The organism is Filimonas effusa, assembly GCF_004118675.1.
Lineage (GTDB): Bacteria > Bacteroidota > Bacteroidia > Chitinophagales > Chitinophagaceae > Filimonas > Filimonas effusa.
This window is the reverse complement of the sequence record NZ_SDHZ01000001.1, coordinates 1,837,026-1,855,200: the sequence shown is the minus strand read 5'-3', so window position 1 is coordinate 1,855,200 and position 18,175 is coordinate 1,837,026. Positions and strand designations below refer to the sequence as shown.

Here is an 18,175-nt window from a genome sequence, read left to right as displayed (position 1 = left end):
TGGCACGATCGCTGGTATCATTTACCCGGATACACTATTATTGCCACCTCTAATCCTATAAACTATGTATGTGTTATTGAACCAGGGCAGAGAAACCGTTGCTTATATAGAAACAAATATGATCGTGGAAGCGGGGCAAACGGGTCTTATAGGAGTAATGCTCGGAAACTGTTTATTTGACAAGAGTGGTCGTTTAGCGGGTAAATTTTTTGGTGGTAAGGTTTATAACCTGAAAGGCGAACAGATAGCCGATGCTATCATTGCAGATAGTGCTGCCGATATCTCATTCCAGCGCCACCTCGAAGAGGCAAGCGATATCGCCTATTCCATCGCCGATCATGCGGATGTATGGATTGAACCCACCGGCAAATGGAGCCGCGAAAAGCTGACAGAATTACTGGCTGTGAGGGAAAAAGCTTTCGCCCGTGTGTAGCGGAGCCGGACACCGTTCGGTAAATGGACGTCTCAATGCTATGAAAGCAATATTCCGTTTATAGAATTGCTGTTATTGCCCTGTTGATGATTGGGTAAAACTGGACCGGATGGCGTCGCAGAAGGCAGATGATACCATTTTCTCTCCCAGGTGGATCATATTCTTAAATGCCTTGGCATTACTGATACCATGACCAATGATAACGGGCTTTGAAACGCCTAAAACGGGAGTGCCGCCATAATTTTCGTAATGAAAACGCTGGAGGTATTCGTCCTGGGCCAGTTTTCTTTCTGCCGCGATATCATAGAACGACTCCGCCATTTTGAGGACAATATTTCCCGTAAATCCATCACAGACAATAACATCTGCTTTGTCCTGGAAAACATCCCGTCCTTCTACATTACCGGTAAAATGAAGTTGTTTGTTCTCTTTAAGCAGGGGGTAGGTGGCCTGTGCAAGCAGGTTACCCTTGCTTTCTTCCTCGCCAACGTTGAGGAGCGCTACGCGGGGATCGGGGATACCAAGAATGTTGCTGGCGTAAAGGCTACCCAGCAAAGCAAACTGGTTAAGATGTTCAGGTTTGCAGTCGGCATTAAGGCCAACATCAAGAAGAAGGCCCGTGCCTCCATTCAACTTGGGGAGAAAGGTAGCTATAGTGGGGCGTTGTACCCCTTCAATAGCCTTGATACTATACATGGCACCAACGAGCATGGCACCGGTGTTACCGGCGCTCAGGAAAGCATCAACTTTACCCGTAGCCAAAAGGTAAAACCCAATGGCTATGGAAGACTGCTGCTTCTCCTTTAATGCTTTCGTAGGGTGTTCATTGTATCCTATCACTTCCGGCGCCGGTATCACTTTAATTTGCGGATGAGCATGTAAGCCATGCTGCTCCAGTAATGGAACAACATGCTCCTGCTGCCCTATACAAAATAAAGTGGCCGGGTCATTTACATTGGGTTCGTCTAAATAAAGGCGTAATCCACGCACTGCCTCTAAGGGTGCATAATCGCCACCCATCATGTCTATTCCAATATTCATGTCCGGCGCAAAGGTTTAATTAAACTAAAAGGATAAGCTTATGCTTTCAGAGGTGCTTTTTCAGCAACCAGTTTGCCTTTGTAGTATAATTTACCTTCACTTACATGTGCACGGTGACGAACATGTATTTCACCTGTTGTGGTATCCTTGCTCAGTGTCACTTCTTCAGCTTTGTAATGTGTTCTTCTCTTTGCACTACGTTGCTGGGAGTGTCTGCGTTTTGGGTTTGGCATAACTCAAATGTTTATAAAAATCAAAGAATTTAATCAAGGTCCTTAAACTTATCCAATCCTTTCCATATGGGATTAGAATCGGTTTTTACATCATCTTCCATTTGTTTCAACCTGGCCAGTACTTCCTTGTTACATTTCGATCCTCCTTCCTCATCTTCTCCGCACATCTTCTGAAAAGGGATCGCCAGGTTAATGAACTCGTAGATCCATTCATCTACGTGCAGGTGACTCTCTCCTCTGCTGATGTAAAATACATCGGGATCTTCTTCCTGCTCATTCATCTTTTCAGGGTCATCAACCATCTTGACCATTACTTTAAACTCATCCCACAGTTGAAGCTGTAGAGGATTGCCGCAGCGGTCGCAAGTGGTATTTAAGGTGCCGCCCACATCGAAGTGCAGCATCATAAACCCGTTGTTTTTTTCCAGTTTCAGGTGAACAGTTGCTTTACAATCTGTAAACTCCTGCTCGCCATAGGTTGAAAAGAACTTGTCGTCGATCTGGTAATTGAAATGATGATCGCCAGGCTTCAGTCCAACAAATGCTATTTCATACTCCCGACGTGTGTTCATAGCCAGATTTTTAAGGCTGGCAAAGGTAGCATTAATTGCGGTACAACCCAAAGGAAAATTGTTTTTCCGCCGAATCTTAACGTAATTGTGGGAAGATTTTGGCAAAACTACGAAATATTCACATGCAGCAGGAATGGAAAAGGCCCATATGGAAGACAGCAGCGTTATTGATCACAGCGCTCGTAACCGGGCTTTGGAGCAATAGTCCCAGCAGAATTGAACATTGGTATTCCACCGGCCTGTACCCGTTTACAGCATGTATACAACGACTGTTCACAGGCTGGCTGCCCTTTAGCCTGGGCGACCTGTTCTATGCCGCCTGTGTGCTTTACCTGCTGTTCCTGGTTGTTAGAGGTGTTCGCAGGTTATTCAGGAACGGCGTTTCGTGGCGTGGGACAGGTTTGCTGGGGTTGAAATTGTTACGCTGCCTGTTGGTCGTGTATCTGGCGTTCCAACTGTTATGGGGATTGAACTATAACCGCAAAGGAATAGCCTGGCAATTACAGATGCCTGCTGAATCATATACGACTGCAGAATTGAACGCACTTACGGTGGAACTTAGAGAAAAGGTGAACAGCTCCCGCAAACAACTGGGGGATAGTATTCATTACGCTGGTTTCGACAGCCTCAGGCGGCAATCTGTGCGTGCCTACGTACTTGCCGCGGCAAAATTCCCTTTTTTGAAATACCGCCAGCCCAGCGTAAAAGCATCCCTGTTCAGCGAAATGCTTACCTATGCCGGCTACACTGGTTACTATAACCCGTTTTCAGGAGAGGCCCAGGTAAATACGCATGTACCGCCTTTTTATCTGCCCTATGTAATATGCCATGAAATGGCGCACCAGTTAGGATATGGCGATGAAAGCGAGGCGAACTTTGTAAGCTACCTGGTAACTACCACCTCAAACGAGCCTCTCTTCCATTATTCGGCTTACTACGATCTTTTCAACTATGCCAACGGTGAATTATACATGCGCGATTCGGTTGCAGCACGGAGTAATTACAGGGCGCTTGATACGCTGGTAAAACAGGATATGCGCGCGGCAAGGCTGTTCTTCAGCCGCTACCGTAACAGGATAGAACCTGTGCTGAAATTTGTATACGGGCAATACTTAAAGGCCAACAACCAGCCGCAGGGCATCGATACCTATGAAGCGGTGACTGCGTGGCTGATGGCATACCGGAAGCGCAATGGCGGGCTTTAGAACTTGTTCTTCCACATCATACTTTCTACCGGCCTGTCGGGCTGGCCGCTGTATTTGGCGTTCTTTTTCTTGTCGTAAGTAACTTCAATAACACCTTCTACCGGGAAATAAATGAGCTGTCCTACCGGCATGCCCGTATACACCCTTACCGGTTGTTTAACGGAGATTTCCAGCGTCCAGTTGCCGCAGAAGCCAACATCGCCTTTACCGGCTGTAGCGTGAATGTCGATACCCAGCCGTCCTGTAGAGGACTTGCCTTCAAGAAAGGGTACGTGGGCATGTGTTTCGGTATATTCTGCTGTTACGCCCAGGTAAAGTACGTTTGGCAGTAACAGGAAGCCTTCTTCAGGTATTTCGAAATGTTCGATCTCGTTATGCTTGCGCGCATCAAGCTCTGTGTCTACATAGGTGGCAAGCCATTTCCCCAGGTGTACGTCGTAGCTGTTACTGCCCAGACAATCCCTGTTAAAAGGCGAAATTTTAATGGTGCCTTTTTCCATTTCCTCTAAAATGCGTGTATCAGATAAGATCATAACTCCATGCTCGTTTTACAATTTGCAAATAAATCGTAAATCTGCAATCTAAACACGTAAAACTTTTCATGCCGCTGTTTTATCAACAAGATATTAACCACGATACCCGGTTAGGCGTCTGGCACATTGCAGAGCCTGAGACCTTTTTCCTTGAAAAAGTGCCGTTACAGCGTGAGCTGACGCATCCGCATAAACGTTTACAGCACCTTGCCGGGCGCTTTTTACTACAGTATCTTTTCCCCGATTTTCCGTATCACGAAATGGTGATCGCCAATAGCCGCAAGCCCTATTTGCCCGATGAACAATATCACTTCTCGATATCGCATTGCGGCGACTTTGCGGCTGCTATTGTAAGCAAGACAAAAAGGGTAGGGGTGGATATTGAAATTCCGACGCCTAAAGTTTTAAAGATCGTTCCAAAATTTCTGCACAGAGAAGAGCGGGAGCATTTCAATTTACTGGAGCCGGCAGCGCAGGACATTTTAAAGGCTACTTTACTGTGGAGCGCCAAGGAAGCGGCATTCAAATGGTGGAGCTTTGGCAGTGTCGATTTCAGCGAACATATACGGCTGGAGCCGTTCGTGCCCGCTGAAACCGGTGAACTGCGGGGTTCTTTTGCCGGGGCAGGAAACCTGTATCCTTTACAGTTTTACTATCGTTTATTCCCCGGTGTAAGTTTAGTATATGCCTTGTGAGGTGAGCAGCTGACTCTTACGCAGCGTTTGTTTCAGCTGCGATTCGATAAGCTGTCCCATGGTGGTGCAACGCAGGAAAGTAGGCTGGTTAAAGTATTCGGCCAGCTCTTCGGACAGTTGTTTCACTTTGTGGTCGGGCGCAATGATATCGTCGCGTAAAATATCGAGCAGCTCTTTAATACGGGCGCGTGACGATTTAATACGGAATGCTATGAGCGTCCGTTCCTCGGCCTGGTACTGGGCGATAGAGCTTTTATTCAGGTATTTCTGCGCTGTTTGCACAAAGGGGAAGTTCTCTTTAAAGAACTGTGGCAGGTAAAGATTGCGCCGGCCCTCGTAGCTCTGCTGGTCGAAGTCAATGGCTCTTATACGGTATTGCACGTCTTCGATATCGGGCGTGATGTTTACGATGAAGTTATAAGCCCTCATATCGCCCAGTAACCTAACAAAGCAGCGTTCATTGAATTTCACAAATTCCTTGGCAAGCCTGATGGGGTTGGCGTCGGGCTTATGCATATGTTGTTCAATGAATACATCGCCGGGTATACCGGGAATATGTTCTTCAACCAGCGTATCCTTGTTGGCAAGGAAGGTGATCCTGTTGGGAGACAGCAGGTGTTCCAGTTCAAGTCCGTACACACGGCTGGCGTCGATAGGTTTGATGTAATAGTGATCGTAGTTATCGTTGAATTTATTGACGATGCGGATGCGGAAAGGCTGGCTGTTGCCAAAGCCGCAGAAGTCTATACGCGCCACATCAAGCTGTTCGGTAAAGGAAAGGTCTCCTTCTGTTTTAAGTGCGGCGTAAATACGTACAAGACTTTCTCTCAGGTAATCCCATTCCCGGCTATCGTAGGAAACGGTTTCCCAGTAAGTATCATTTCCCGCCTTATCCCTGAGCGGAACGGCATAGTTAAAGCGAAAGAGATCGTTGTAGCCGCAGGGAAGGTTGATGGCACGGCCATGTTTAATAAGGTAGTCGTTCAGTTCTTCCTTTACCGGGAAAAAAGGTTTTTTGCGTGAAGGACGCAACGGTTTAGCGTCATTTGCGGTTAAATCTATCAAGGACAAAGATTTTATGTTTAAGATCGTTTTTTAATCGAGCAGGCTGGTGTCGGCATCATCGAGCAGGTTAAGGTTAACAGCGTCGGAACCGGCGATCCCTTCAATGGAGCCCCTGATATGCGCCGCGTTGAGCATCACCTTTTCCAGTTGCTTTTCCCTGGCTTTCCAGAGCTTTTCCATGGCATCCCGTTCGCGTTGTATGCTTAGTCTCATGCTCATAAATCCTTCCCTGATGGCCTGCCATTGCGCACTGAATTCATTACCTGTAAGGTAGTCGTATAACAGCACCATTTTGTCGCCTTTGTTTTCCTGGCTTCTGCGGGCGTCGGCTATTTTAAGAATGGCATTACGCAGTACCAGGGCTACGCTTTTGGCTTCGGCAAACGTACAGATATACACCCCTTCTTTTTCTCCGAACCGGTCCATTTCCTTCGGCAAAGCCTGCGTAACAATAACGGCAACATCTGCGCCAAGACTGCGCATATCGGCCTTTAATTTATCGATCCAGTCGATGCTGAAGTCTTTGGTACGTTTGCTTTCATAAATGATCTTTCCGGCTTCAATGCCAAACTGGTTGCGGACCATTTGAATGCAATCGGCCCCGCGCACCCCTTTGCCTACTTCTTTGATCTCATCGAAGGGAAAGGTGGCGCGCAGTATTTCTTCGAGCAGCAGTTCCTGGGCTTCGCCCTGGAGCTGCATACTGCCCTGTTCCGCTTTGCGCCGCATTTCTTCGGCCAGTTTTTTCTGGTCTTCCAGCTGCTTTTCCAGTTCACGCATTCTCAGTTGCGTTTCCGTATCCTTGAGGGCGGCGCGTTCAGATTCTTCTTTACGGATCTGTTCGGAAAGGCTGTTACGTTCTTCCAGCAGGCGTTTTTGCAATTGGATCTCGAGTTCGGCCTCTTTGTTCTTCAGTTCCTGTTCTTTTTGGAGGAAGGCCAATTCTTTGTTGCGCGCTTCTTTCAGCTTTTCGGCTGAGTCGGCGGCAGATTGCTGTAATATCTTCAGCTGGTTCTCGTAGTCGGCTGCTACAGTGCGCCGGATGTTTTCCTGGAGTTCCTGCTGCAGTTTTATTTTTTCGGTTTGTAATTGCTGGGCGGCAGCCGTTTGCTGCTGTTCCAGTAATTTTTGGAATTCGGTCTCCTTTTTTTTGAACTCATCATCCTTTTTCTTTTGCCAGTCGACCATCTGGTTGCGCAGGTCTTTCTGTACCTGGTCGCGGATGGAGTCTCCGGGGTCAAAGCTGTTGCCACAACTGGGGCAGGTCACCACATATGCCATAAATGCGAATCTAAAATGTCAAAGGTTGCTAATGCGGGGTAAAGATAGGGGATAAAAAAAGCCGCTGGCAGCAGCGGCAGTGAGTAGTGGTTATTTGTATGGAAATTAATTGGTTAAGCCACCTTCAAGGGCTTTTTTCACCAGCCCGGCGGTATTTTTAACTTCCAGTTTCTGCATAAGGCTGATGCGGTGGTTTTCAACAGTATGGGGGCTGATAAAGAGTTTGGCTGCAATTTCCTGGCTGGTGAGCTCATCGATGATGAGCTGAAGCACTTCTTTTTCCCTTTTGGTGAGCAGTGCCTGCTTTTTTTCTATGTTCCTGGTTTTGAACATGTCGTCCACCACCCGCTGGTGAAGTGAAGGCGAAAGATACTGGCCGCCGTTGAAGACGGTTTCTATGGCGGCAACAATGGTAAGATCGTCGGAATCTTTAAGCAGGTAGCCGGCACATCCTATCTGCAGCATTTTTTTAACCTGGAGGATGATATCGGAGCTGCTGAGCACCAGGATCTTGACGGCGGGATATTTCTTGGTAACGATCCTGGCTATTTCTATGCCGGTAGTATCAGGCAAATGCATATCAAGTACAAGTACATTGGGCTGATGTGCGGCGATACTCTGCAACAGATCGTTACCGTTATGAAAAACAGCTGTTACCTGAATGTGCTCAAAATCGTCCAATACCTTCTTCAAACCGTTGACCACAATCGGGTGATCGTCTGTAATCACTACTTCTATCGTTTTCCTCATTCGCTTACGTTTTGCGTTGAATTGCTGTTGATGGTGTTCAGCTCAATATAAACGCTGGTTCCGTTTCCGGGACTGCTTGCTATATCCATCTGACCGTTCAGCGAAATTACGCGCTCTCTGATAGTTTTCAAACCCACACCGTCGGAGCCATTGTTTCCGGCAGGCATACCTGCTCCATTATCTTCAACCGTGATACAGAGCAGGCTGTCGTGAAACACGATCTGCACCAGGGCCTGCGTAGCCCTGGCGTGTTTCAGTATGTTCTGCACCAGTTCCTGTATAATACGGTAAGCGGTGAGTTCTACATTCGTGGGAAGATTTTTGGGCTCGCCCCAGATCTCCGTATTCACTTCCAGGAGATGGCCTTTGCGGATCCTTTCGCAAAAAAGGAGGGAGGCTTTCGCCAGGCCTTCCTGCAGCAATATTTCAGGCATCAGGTTATGGGCTGTTTTCCGTAATTCGGCGGAGGCTTCTTCAAGCAACAGCATGATTTCGGCAAACTCTTCCGATATTTCGGGTGTTGCCTGCTGCTTTCTGAAAACGGAGCTCAGCCGCGTTCTTATCGTGGCAAGGCTGCCGCCCATGCCGTCGTGCAGTTCACGTGCAATACGGCTGCGTTCTTTTTCTTCACCCGATATCATTGCCTGCAGGCTTGCGATCTGTACTTCCTGGTGCAGGTTGCGGATCTTTTCTGCCTGCAGTTTATGTTTATGTTTCGTGTTCCGGTATAGGAGCAGACCCAGCAGCACCAGCAGCAGCATGCCGGTAGAAATGCCGCCGATCCACAGGTTTTTAGTACGTAAACGGGCTTCATTCCGCGCTATGGACAGTTCTTTCTGAGCCAGTTCACGGTCTTTATCGGCAATGCGGTATTTCATTTCCACATTGTAAACCAGTTCCATTTTTTTGTCCTTCAGCAGGCTGTCAGATACAAGGGCGTACAGGCGCCATTGTTCGGCAGCTTTAACCGGGTCGTTAATGGCATCGTAGGTTTTGGCCAGTGTTTTATGGGCATAATCGGTCAGCGGCAGTACATGCAGGCTATCGGCCTTTGCAATGGCAGCCTGTAAGATGTTGATCGCCGCTGTATACTTCTTTTGCTGAAGAAGTGCATCGCCCATTGCAAAATGGGAGAAAATGAAATAGCGGTTAGAGCCCTTGCCCTGCTCAGGTATTTCGGCTATGGCTTCATTGATAACTTTAAATGCTTTCTGCGGTTGCTGTTCTTCGAGATAACTGATAGCCATGTTAAGCAGGCTGGCGACAAGGATGGAGGGAGTAACTTTCAGGCGCCTTCCCAGGTCTACCGTCAATTGACAATAATACCTCGATGAGTCGCGCATCCGCATATTCTCATAATAGGCTTCTTTCTGAAAGTAAATATTAACCAGGACAGAGCTGTCTTTCAGCATCAGCGCCTTTTGCTCGATGCCGTTAACATGCTGCATGATCTGCTGAATGTATTTATCATGCGCAATGTCGCCATGCGCATTCATCCAGAATTGGAGCACGCCGCCATAGGCTTTCATTTGCGTATGAATATCGTTGATCCTGCCACTTTCAACAAGGTTCAGCGTTTTATAGCGATACCAGGCACAGGAGTCGTATTTACCCTGGTAATAGTGCGTTTGTGCCAGGGTGAGATAAACATTTGCTTCCAGTTCATACCCTTCGGTATTGTTACTGCAGTAATGTAATGCCTTATAAGCATAGGAGCATGCTTTTTTATAATCGCTGACTATGGAATACACGCGGCTAAGGCCCAGCATGGTGTTGGCAATGCCGGCAGCATAATCTGCCTCGATACAGGTTTTCAAAAGCGACTGGTAGACCTGTATAACTGAATCGGGATTTTTTTCCCTGCGTTCATGCGTTCTGCGCAGGGTGGCATTGATGGAAGCAGTATCGGGCGCACTATTAGCGGCGAGAAGCAGGGAGGAGGGTGTAGACTGCTCATATGCTCGCGTATACACGAGGCAACAGAGGAAGATCAATGCCGATAACTTGCTCATTTTCACATTCATAAACCGGAAAGTTGGTATATGGTCAAATCTTAAAATATAATGACCGGCTCTCGTTTTTACTGAAAAAAGCAGTTTGTTCTACCCTTAAGATGCATTTCATGGGTTATTTATAAGCATAATAGTTGCTTTGCTCTACAAAAATAGTGGTTTTCCACTGATTTGCCGTCAGGGTGTTTATGCTTAAACTTCATAAGATATGAAGGGATAATTTTACCGGGATGCTTATAAGAAAGTCTGTTGTGCTGACGATCATGATCGTTGTTTTGGTGAGTGCTCAGTTATATGCCCAGAATTTCACGAACAGGGGAAAAGAATTCTGGGTAGGATATGGACATAACTGGTATTTTGCTTCGCGCAGCATTTCCAATTACAATACCCAGGAGATGGTGCTTTATTTAAGTGCGGAGCAGGAAGCGCATGTGCAGGTAAGTGTACCTGGAACCAACTGGATAAAAGACTATGTAGTGCCTGCCAATACGGCCATCAGTACAGCGCCGATGCCCAAGGGAGCGGCCATAGATGCAGGGGCCGACGCCCGCTTAACAGATGAAGGTTTATTCCGGAAGAATATTCATATCACCAGCGATGTGCCTGTGAGCGTGTTTGCGCATGTATACGGCAACACTTCGTCTGGTGCAACCATGCTACTGCCTGTAGATGTATACGGATATACTTATTATGCCGCCGGTGCGGTGCAGGATTATGATGCCACCTGTTACTCATGGGTATATGTAGTGGCAAATGAAAACAACACCCTTGTGCGCATCACGCCATCGCGCATTACGAAGGGTGGCAGGCAACGTAATGTTGCATTTGACATTACTTTAAACAAAGGAGAATGTTATAACCTGATGTCGGACCAGGACCTGTCGGGAAGTAAAATACAATCGGTGGCTGGCCGTGATGGCATCTGCCATCCTGTAGGTGTATTTACAGGCAGCAGCCGTACTTCCATTTGTGCGCTGGACCTTGGCGGCGGGGGCAGGAGCGGAGGAGATTTTTTAATGCAGCAAGGATTTCCAACAAGCGCCTGGGGCAAGAATTTCCTGACAGCGGTGACCAATAGTACTGATGGGTTTACGGCGCCCAATATGAATCGTTTCAGGGTGTATCTGAAAGACCTTGCCAATACAACCGTTTACCGGAATGGCGCGCCTTTAACAGGTATTCAGAATGGCAGGTATTATGAATTTATGTCGGCCACTGCCGACAAGATCACCGCTACCGGTCCGGTGATGGTTTGCCAGATCTTACATTCCGGGCTGGGATGTAACGCCACCGGCGATGGTGATCCGGAACTCCTGTACCTCACGCCATTGGAGCAGGCGATAAAGCAGGTTAATTTTTACAGTACCGGCAAGGAAACTATTTTACATAATTATATAACAATTGTTGTACCGGATGAGGGGATGTCTTCTTTAAAGATAGACGGGCAACAGGTATTTGATCATACCTATGCGCATACCAACCAGCCCGGTTATAAAGTTGTGGTGAAGGAGCTGCCGCTTACAGCCATGCAGCACCGGGTGGAGTGCGACACTACATTTACCGGCATTACATATGGGCTGGGGCAGGCGGAAAGCTACGGTTATAATATTGGTTGTAATGTCAATAACCTGGCGGCATTTGCCGAAATAAAGCCCGAAGACAAAGACGTTACTTTCAGTTATGTGTGTACCAAAACGCCTTTCCTGCTTTCTGTTAAAACAATTTATGAGGCGTCTGCTATCACCATGCATTTCAGCAGGGTGAGCGGTATTACACCGGCACAGGATGTTACCATCAATAACCCGGTACCGGTGGCTACTTCGGTGATAAATGGCAGAACCTATTATACCTACGATCTGAAGGAGAAATATTTGTTTACTACTGCAGGAGACAGAGACCTGCCTATTTCCATAACAGCGCCTTCTATCGATAACTGCAGCAATTCGGAGATCGTTACAGTAAAGATCCCGGTGCAGCAGGGGCCATCGTTTGACTTCACGTTTAACGCCGGTTGTTTGCCTGAGAAAGTATTGTTCACACCCATACCCATGAGTACCGGTGCAAAGCCGGCGGGCTGGGAGTTTGGCGACGGTACAACCAGCACTGAAGAGAAGCCGGAAAAGAAATATACAAGCGATGGCAAGTACGATGTTACATTAAGAATAGTGAGAGAAAGCGATGGATGCCGTGGCGACACTACAAAGCAGATCATCATAAAGCCATTGCCGCTGGCAGGTTTTGAACTACCCCAAACAGTATGTATGCCTGAAGGTAAAACCAGCTTTAAGAATACCACCGTAGCCGGCGGTACTGTAACCTATCAATGGCGGTTTGGCGATGGAACAGGGGCAACGGATAAAGATCCCATTCACCATTATGCGGCTCCTGGCAACTATACCATTAAACTGACAGCCGAAGCCGAAGGCTGCAAAGACTCAGCTACCATGACCCTGGCAAAAGAAGTGTTTGTAACAACGCCGGAGCCGGCGTTCAGTATTGCTGCCGGTAAATTCTGTATCGACGACCTTGTGACATTCACCGATAAAACAGCTGAAGATCCTGCACGGCCGCTTAGCCGCAACTGGGATCTGGGGAATGGCAAAACAGCGGCAGAACAGGCGCCGTCGACATACTATACCAGGGGTGGAACCTATCCCGTTACGTTAAACATATCTGCCGGTGGCTGTACGCCAAGGGCCATAACACATAATGTACAGGTGAACGAGCCACCAAAGACAGATGCAGGCGCCGATTTGCTGGTATCGCCGGGGGAGCAGGCTTATATACGTGCAACCGTGAGTGATGCCGGCGCAGAGCTGCTCTGGAGCCCTTCTCTTTACTTATCGGCCAGTAATGTGTTGAGCCCCATTGTAACACCTGCCACGGATCAGAAGTATTATCTGAAGGCCACAAACAAGGATGGATGCAGCAGTTACGACAGTGTGGTGGTAAAAGTTTACAGTGAAATAAAAGTGCCGAACATATTCACGCCCAATGGCGATGGCATTCATGATGCATGGGAGATCAAGGGTTTACAGAATTACAGCAATGCCACAATAGATATATTCAATCGCTGGGGGCAATGTGTACATCGTATCACAGGCGGTTATCGTAATGCCTGGTATGGTACAGATGCGCAGGGAGCGTTATTGCCGGCGGGCATCTATTACTATATTCTGCAGCCTGGTGTCAGCGGCGCCGGTAAGATCACCGGCTCTGTTACTATTGTTCGTTAGCGTTGCATAGGCGTTTTCCACTATTTTCCAATCAGGTACTTTGCCGGGGGCTGAACTGAGGGATGTTAAGATATTTTTATGCTTTAAAACCAATTCATTGCTATGGGAAGAATTCTACAGGTATTTTTAGTACTTTCTGCAACCCTTGTGTGGTGTAATAGCGTAAGGGCGCAAACGCCCATGAATGGCGCTTACACCATTAATGCTGCGGTAGCAACCGGTAGCCGTAATTTCCAGACTTTTGATGCTGCACTTTTATCTCTTGCAGCAAATGGTGTTTCTGCTGCTGTTACCTTTAATGTAGCAGCCAACAGCGGACCTTATAATGAACAGCTCACTATAAGCCCTGTTACAGGAGCATCGGCTACCAATACCATTACATTCAATGGTAATGGCAATACGATAAAATCAATTTCTCTGGACAAGACCAACCAGGCCGTTGTTAAACTGGACGGTGCCAGGTACGTTGTTTTAGATGGCCTGAACCTGGAAACGATTGTGACCCTGGCAGGTGAATTCGGCACCGGTATTCAAATCATCAGGGATGCCGATTACAACACTATCAAGAACTGTAAGATCACCAGCAAAATAGTACCCGCAACTACTGGTATCATCAATGGCCAGAACTCTTACGGCATCATCATTGGTGGTACCGATGATCCTACTTCCAATGGATTTGGTGACTGCGACAACAACATCATCACCGGCAATACCATTACCGGCGGCTACTATGCAATTGGCTTTAACAACAGTGAAGATGGCGCTGAAATGGATGACAACCAGATCACCAACAATACTATCATTGACGCTGTTAATACAGGCATTCATTTGAAATGGGCCTATGGCACTTTGATCCAGGGTAATGATATCAGCGGTGCAAGCGATCAGTCTACTTTTACAGCTATCATGTCTAACGTGCATGCAGCTGCCAGTCGCATCATCAATAACCGCCTGCATGATTTTACAAAAGTTACACCAACCAAAAGCGTTACCTACCAGGGTATCAGGTTCTCCCAGAACGATCCTTTACCAGGCCGTTATACGCTGGTGGCGAATAACCTGATCTATGGCTGCGATGCTACTGCCAAGTTCAAGGCAATAAGCGCCGCTTCAGGCAACAGCAACATACGCATGTATCATAATACTGTACATGCAACCACCACCTCCAGTGATGTATATGGTATTCATTGGGAAGGTGGCGGCGACAGTATCTATTTCGCCAATAATATTGTAGTTATCAACGGCGGTTCGTCGAATGTGAATGCCATACGCCTGTCGAGCCCTGTTCCCACCAACTTATATGTTAACAGGAACGACTATGTAGTTACCAGTTCCAATATTGGCAACTACGCCGGCACGAACTGTACAACCCTTGCGCGCTGGCAGGAAGTGGCGGCGCTGGATATGCTTACTATAACACAGGACCCGGCATTTGAAAGCGCTTCAACCGGCAATTTCAAACCTACTGCAACAGTACTTGATAACCGTGGCGTATACGTAAGTGTTGATAACGACGTAGCCGGCACCACCCGTAGTAAAACTGCTCCCGACCTGGGCGCTTATGAATATACTTCTGCTGCGTGCAGCTCTCCTGCGAATGCCGGTAATGCTGCTTATACCATACCATTGATCCGTCCCTGTGAAGGCGGTATCGTATCGCTTGATCTGAACAGTAATACAGCAGGTAACCAACAACAATATCAATGGCAGGTAAGCGCTACAGCAACCGGCAGCTTCAGTAATTTCGGCAATGTGCTGGCTTCACCCGCTACAGAGCTGGTACCGGCTCCCGGAACCTATTATTACAGGGCGGCTGTAACCTGCGGAGGGGCTACTGTTTATTCTACTCCCGTACAGGTAGTAGTGAATGCGTTATTACCTGCAGGTGATTATTCCATCAACGCAGCGCAGCCTACTGCCGGCACTAACTTTAAAAGTTTCGCCGATGCATTGGACAAGCTGTATTGTGGTATTGCCGGACCTGTTCGCTTTAACGTAGCGCCAGGCAGTGGTCCTTATACAGAGCAGGTATATATCAATCCCGTTAAGTTTGCTTCGGCTGCCAATACGGTAACATTCAACGGTAATGGTGAAAAGCTTACCTATCCTACGCCTACTTCCACTATTCCCGGCGTACTCACATTGAACAATGCTGCACACATTATTATCCGCAACCTGGTGGTGGAAGGAACTGCAACCAGCAACTCCTTTGGTATCCATATCATGAACAATTCCGATAGTAACCGCGTTGAAAAATGTACTGTTCTGATGCCGCATAACAGCACCAGTACCATCAGAGGCATTGTGCTTAATGGCAGTGGTACTTCTACCAGCGCCACTTCATTATCGGATTATAACGTACTGGACAGTAACATCATCGATGGCGGCGCTTATGGTGTGCTTTTCGTAGGATCGGAAACTGCTCCTGCATACAATAATGCCTTTACCAATAATACCATTCTGAACTTTGTTACTTACGGCATCTATTTTAATGGCGCCGTAAATATGAAAATTACCGGTAATGATATCAGCCGTCCCAGCATTAAGGTCAACAGCGGTGCAAACGCTATCTGGATTGCGCCCGGCGTAGCAGGCGCCGATATCAGCCGTAACAAAATTCATAACCTGTTCGATGCATTTCCTACCAGTTCCAATGAACTGATCTGCTTCAGGATGGGAGGTGTAAGCGGAACGGAGGACAACCCGAATATCATCAGCAACAACCTGATGTATAATTTCAACGGTTCCAATAAACAAACGGCGATCTACCTGCAGTCGGCCTGCGATTATACTTATTTCCTGCATAATACAATATCGCTGGACGACACTACCAAAACGGTAGCAAGAGAAACTTATGGTCTTTACTTGAACGCGAGCTCACCAAAAACGGCATTCAGGAACAACATTGTTACGCTGCGCAGGAAAGTAACGTCGCTGAGCTTCCCTATTTACCTGAAGGCTGCCGGCTCGGAAGTGATTGCCGACAACAACGATTACTTTATTGATCTTTCTTCCGATTATATCAGGACAGGTTATCTTGGCGGTATACAATACAAAACCGTTGACAACTGGAAAGGTTCTACCTACGATGTTAACTCGGTTGCCATCAATCCTGGTTATAGCGATCCGGCGAATGCGAACTTCAAACCAACCGTAGCTGCATTGGGCAGCAAGGGTGCTGCGGCAGGTGTGAAGAGAGATTTCCCTGGTACCCGCAGGAATACCACTACACCCGATATGGGCGCTTACGAGTTTTCCTGTTCTTATATCGCAAATGCGCAGCTGAAAGTGGATTCAATAGCTGTTTGCGGCGGCAGTACGGCAAAGTTTGAATTGAACAATGCAGTGACCAGCGCCCGTTACGAATGGTATACAGCGCCTTTCTATCCTACCTTCACGGAAGGGGAGGTTTTACATACCGGTACAGACTTCACTACTGCACCTGTTGCGGCCAAGGACAGCCTGATCTATTATGTTGAAGCCATCGCTGCCAATGGTTGCGGTACGGCACAGCGTGTACGTATGAAAGCCGTAGGATTGGAAAAACTGCAGCAGGCCACCGAAGTGGTCACCGCGGCTGTTACGGGTGAAACTGCAAACTTTACCTGGACTGCTGTTCCCGGCGCCAAAGGTTATCTTGTATCGAGAAACAGGGTGAATTTTGAAACGCCAAGTTCGGGCGCTACCGGCCTTTCTCATACTGTAACCGGTTTACATGGCGGAGATACGCTTAGCCTGGTTGTAAAAGCCACTGCCGACCTGGAATGCCAGGCGATAGTATCGGACAGCGCTTTTGCACGTACGCTTACCTACAATTATTTTGTGCCCAACATGTTCACTCCAAACGGAGATGGTAAGAATGATGAGTTCAGGGTATATGGCAGAACCATTCAAAGGATGCGCCTGGCGGTTTTCAATCAGTGGGGACAAAAAGTATTTGAGACCACCGATCAGCAACAGGGATGGAATGGTACCCAGAATGGCAAACCTTTACCTGTAGGCGTATACATGTATGTAGTACAGCTCACCTTCACCAGTGGCAGCTCAACCAGCGCGAAAGGAAGCTTAAGCCTGATCCGTTAATTACCAAAACAAATTGTTTATGAAAAAGAATAAGAACCTGTTTATATTACTGCTGGCTGCCTGTTTGGGCAGCACAGCGGTGAAAGCGCAAACCGATCCACATTTTTCGCAGTACTATGTTTATCCATTGTGGCTTAACCCTGCATTAACAGGTGCCATCGACGGTGATTACCGCGTTACCGGCATCTACCGCAACCAGTGGGGCAGTATCAATAACGGATTCTCTACTCCCGGTGTATCGGCGGATATGGTTACCTCAAAGAACATTAACCTGGGTGTGAACCTGATGAACCAGACGGCGGCCGGCGGGGCGTACAACTACCTGAACGGTTACCTGAGCGTAGCCTATACCGGCTTACGTTTTGGCAGAGATGGCAACCATCGTATTACAGTAGGTTTAACGGGTGGAGTCATCAACAGGAAGTTCAACCCTTCAAAATTCCAGACAGGAGCGCAATGGGATGAGCTGGCGAATGGTTTAAACCTGAACATACCAATGAACGAGATCCTGTCGAAGAACTCCGCCATGGCTTTTGACGCGGGTGCCGGCGCCATGTACTTTGACGCAACTCCGGGAAAGAAAGTGAATGTATTTGCAGGTTTTTCGGCTTATCACTTAACCCAGCCCGATGATCCGTTTATTTCCGGCGGCCAGGGACAAAAGATGCCGGTGCGTTATACCATTCACGGCGGTGCCAAAATCAACTTGTCCGATGTAGTTAGCATTACGCCTAACCTGTTATATATGAAGCAGGGATCGGCCGAAGAAAAGATGGCCGGCGCTTATGCCCAGTTAAAGGCTTCGGATGCTACTGATTTCCTGTTTGGCGCCAACTACCGCTTCGACGATGCGATCTCTCCTTATATAGGTTTTTACCACAATAATTTTGTGCTGGGAGTAAGCTACGATGTCAATACATCGGACCTCGCAAAGGTGGCAGGCAATGCCAACAGCTTCGAGATCTCGCTTACGTTTACAGGCCGTAAGAAAGCCAAGACCGATGCCGTTCCTTTCGTATGTCCCAGATTGTAGTAT

The 18,175-nt window shown here is 47.6% G+C and carries 14 protein-coding genes; 6 read left to right on the top strand and 8 right to left on the bottom strand.

What is annotated here, in order from left to right:
* Nucleotides 1-64 precede the first annotated feature (64 nt).
* Nucleotides 65-433, top strand: coding sequence for a hypothetical protein (locus ESB13_RS07005; protein WP_129002297.1), 369 nt, complete (start codon nt 65-67; stop codon nt 431-433).
* A gap of 72 nt (nt 434-505) precedes the next feature.
* Here ESB13_RS07005 and plsX read toward each other — a convergent pair whose 3' ends face one another.
* Genes plsX through ESB13_RS06990 form a run of 3 tightly spaced genes read right to left on the bottom strand, consistent with a single transcriptional unit; the run spans nt 506 to nt 2,279 of the window.
* Nucleotides 506-1,474, bottom strand: coding sequence for a phosphate acyltransferase PlsX (gene plsX / locus ESB13_RS07000; protein ID WP_129002296.1), 969 nt, complete (start codon nt 1,472-1,474; stop codon nt 506-508).
* A 38-nt stretch (nt 1,475-1,512) separates the two neighbouring features.
* Nucleotides 1,513-1,707 carry a 50S ribosomal protein L32 gene (gene rpmF, locus ESB13_RS06995; protein ID WP_129002295.1) on the bottom strand — a complete coding sequence of 65 codons (195 nt, stop codon included), beginning with the start codon at nt 1,705-1,707 and terminating at the stop codon, nt 1,513-1,515.
* A 29-nt stretch (nt 1,708-1,736) separates the two neighbouring features.
* Nucleotides 1,737-2,279, bottom strand: a complete 543-nt coding sequence (locus tag ESB13_RS06990) for a YceD family protein (protein WP_129002294.1) — start codon at nt 2,277-2,279, stop codon at nt 1,737-1,739.
* A gap of 98 nt (nt 2,280-2,377) precedes the next feature.
* Between ESB13_RS06990 and ESB13_RS06985 the strand changes: the two genes are divergently transcribed.
* Nucleotides 2,378-3,484 (top strand): DUF3810 domain-containing protein, encoded by a 1,107-nt coding sequence (locus tag ESB13_RS06985; protein WP_129002293.1) that lies wholly within the window; start codon nt 2,378-2,380, stop codon nt 3,482-3,484.
* Here ESB13_RS06985 and dcd read toward each other — a convergent pair.
* The gene (gene dcd, locus ESB13_RS06980) at nt 3,481-4,017 is read right to left on the bottom strand and encodes a dCTP deaminase (protein ID WP_129002292.1); all 537 of its coding nucleotides are present in this window, start codon (nt 4,015-4,017) and stop codon (nt 3,481-3,483) included. The two genes, ESB13_RS06985 and dcd, sit on opposite strands and share 4 nt — an antisense overlap.
* A gap of 68 nt (nt 4,018-4,085) precedes the next feature.
* On the opposite strand from dcd, the gene ESB13_RS06975 reads away from it, so the two are divergent.
* Nucleotides 4,086-4,712, top strand: coding sequence for a 4'-phosphopantetheinyl transferase family protein (locus ESB13_RS06975; RefSeq protein ID WP_129002291.1), 627 nt, complete (start codon nt 4,086-4,088; stop codon nt 4,710-4,712).
* Here the strand turns inward: ESB13_RS06975 and ESB13_RS06970 are convergent.
* The 4 genes from ESB13_RS06970 to ESB13_RS06955 all read right to left on the bottom strand — a co-directional run bounded on the left by ESB13_RS06970 (nt 4,695) and on the right by ESB13_RS06955 (nt 9,832).
* Entirely contained in the window at nt 4,695-5,777 is a 1,083-nt protein-coding gene (locus tag ESB13_RS06970) for a hypothetical protein (RefSeq protein ID WP_246022461.1), read from the bottom strand. The genes ESB13_RS06975 and ESB13_RS06970 overlap by 18 nt on opposite strands.
* A 30-nt stretch (nt 5,778-5,807) precedes the next feature.
* On the bottom strand, nt 5,808-7,058 hold the full coding sequence (locus tag ESB13_RS06965) for a DUF2130 domain-containing protein (RefSeq protein ID WP_129002289.1): 1,251 nt from the start codon (nt 7,056-7,058) through the stop codon (nt 5,808-5,810).
* Nucleotides 7,059-7,163: 105 nt separating this feature from the next.
* Nucleotides 7,164-7,808, bottom strand: a complete 645-nt coding sequence (locus ESB13_RS06960) for a response regulator (RefSeq protein ID WP_129002288.1) — start codon at nt 7,806-7,808, stop codon at nt 7,164-7,166.
* Nucleotides 7,805-9,832, bottom strand: coding sequence for a tetratricopeptide repeat-containing sensor histidine kinase (locus ESB13_RS06955; RefSeq protein WP_129002287.1), 2,028 nt, complete (start codon nt 9,830-9,832; stop codon nt 7,805-7,807). The genes ESB13_RS06960 and ESB13_RS06955 overlap by 4 nt, the downstream gene beginning before the upstream one ends.
* 218 nt (nt 9,833-10,050) lie before the next feature.
* On the opposite strand from ESB13_RS06955, the gene ESB13_RS06950 reads away from it, so the two are divergent.
* The 3 genes from ESB13_RS06950 to ESB13_RS06940 all read left to right on the top strand — a co-directional run bounded on the left by ESB13_RS06950 (nt 10,051) and on the right by ESB13_RS06940 (nt 18,172).
* Complete coding sequence (locus ESB13_RS06950; RefSeq protein WP_129002286.1) at nt 10,051-13,056, top strand: PKD domain-containing protein; 3,006 nt, start codon at nt 10,051-10,053, stop codon at nt 13,054-13,056.
* 102 nt (nt 13,057-13,158) lie between these two features.
* Nucleotides 13,159-17,139: a T9SS type B sorting domain-containing protein gene (locus tag ESB13_RS06945; RefSeq protein WP_129002285.1), complete on the top strand. Its 3,981-nt coding sequence runs from the start codon at nt 13,159-13,161 to the stop codon at nt 17,137-17,139.
* A 19-nt stretch (nt 17,140-17,158) separates the two neighbouring features.
* Nucleotides 17,159-18,172 carry a PorP/SprF family type IX secretion system membrane protein gene (locus ESB13_RS06940; protein WP_129002284.1) on the top strand — a complete coding sequence of 338 codons (1,014 nt, stop codon included), beginning with the start codon at nt 17,159-17,161 and terminating at the stop codon, nt 18,170-18,172.
* Nucleotides 18,173-18,175 lie beyond the last annotated feature (3 nt).

What these genes read in the sequence shown, in the direction of transcription:
- ESB13_RS07005 (WP_129002297.1), top strand. Translation starts at nt 65, where the DNA reads ATGTATGTGTTATTGAACCAGGGCAGAGAAACCGTTGCTTATATAGAA.
- plsX (WP_129002296.1), bottom strand. Translation starts at nt 1,474, where the DNA reads ATGAATATTGGAATAGACATGATGGGTGGCGATTATGCACCCTTAGAG.
- rpmF (WP_129002295.1), bottom strand. Translation starts at nt 1,707, where the DNA reads ATGCCAAACCCAAAACGCAGACACTCCCAGCAACGTAGTGCAAAGAGA.
- ESB13_RS06990 (WP_129002294.1), bottom strand. Translation starts at nt 2,279, where the DNA reads ATGAACACACGTCGGGAGTATGAAATAGCATTTGTTGGACTGAAGCCT.
- dcd (WP_129002292.1), bottom strand. Translation starts at nt 4,017, where the DNA reads ATGATCTTATCTGATACACGCATTTTAGAGGAAATGGAAAAAGGCACC.
- ESB13_RS06975 (WP_129002291.1), top strand. Translation starts at nt 4,086, where the DNA reads ATGCCGCTGTTTTATCAACAAGATATTAACCACGATACCCGGTTAGGC.
- ESB13_RS06965 (WP_129002289.1), bottom strand. Translation starts at nt 7,058, where the DNA reads ATGGCATATGTGGTGACCTGCCCCAGTTGTGGCAACAGCTTTGACCCC.
- ESB13_RS06960 (WP_129002288.1), bottom strand. Translation starts at nt 7,808, where the DNA reads ATGAGGAAAACGATAGAAGTAGTGATTACAGACGATCACCCGATTGTG.
- ESB13_RS06955 (WP_129002287.1), bottom strand. Translation starts at nt 9,832, where the DNA reads ATGAATGTGAAAATGAGCAAGTTATCGGCATTGATCTTCCTCTGTTGC.
- ESB13_RS06950 (WP_129002286.1), top strand. Translation starts at nt 10,051, where the DNA reads ATGCTTATAAGAAAGTCTGTTGTGCTGACGATCATGATCGTTGTTTTG.
- ESB13_RS06945 (WP_129002285.1), top strand. Translation starts at nt 13,159, where the DNA reads ATGGGAAGAATTCTACAGGTATTTTTAGTACTTTCTGCAACCCTTGTG.
- ESB13_RS06940 (WP_129002284.1), top strand. Translation starts at nt 17,159, where the DNA reads ATGAAAAAGAATAAGAACCTGTTTATATTACTGCTGGCTGCCTGTTTG.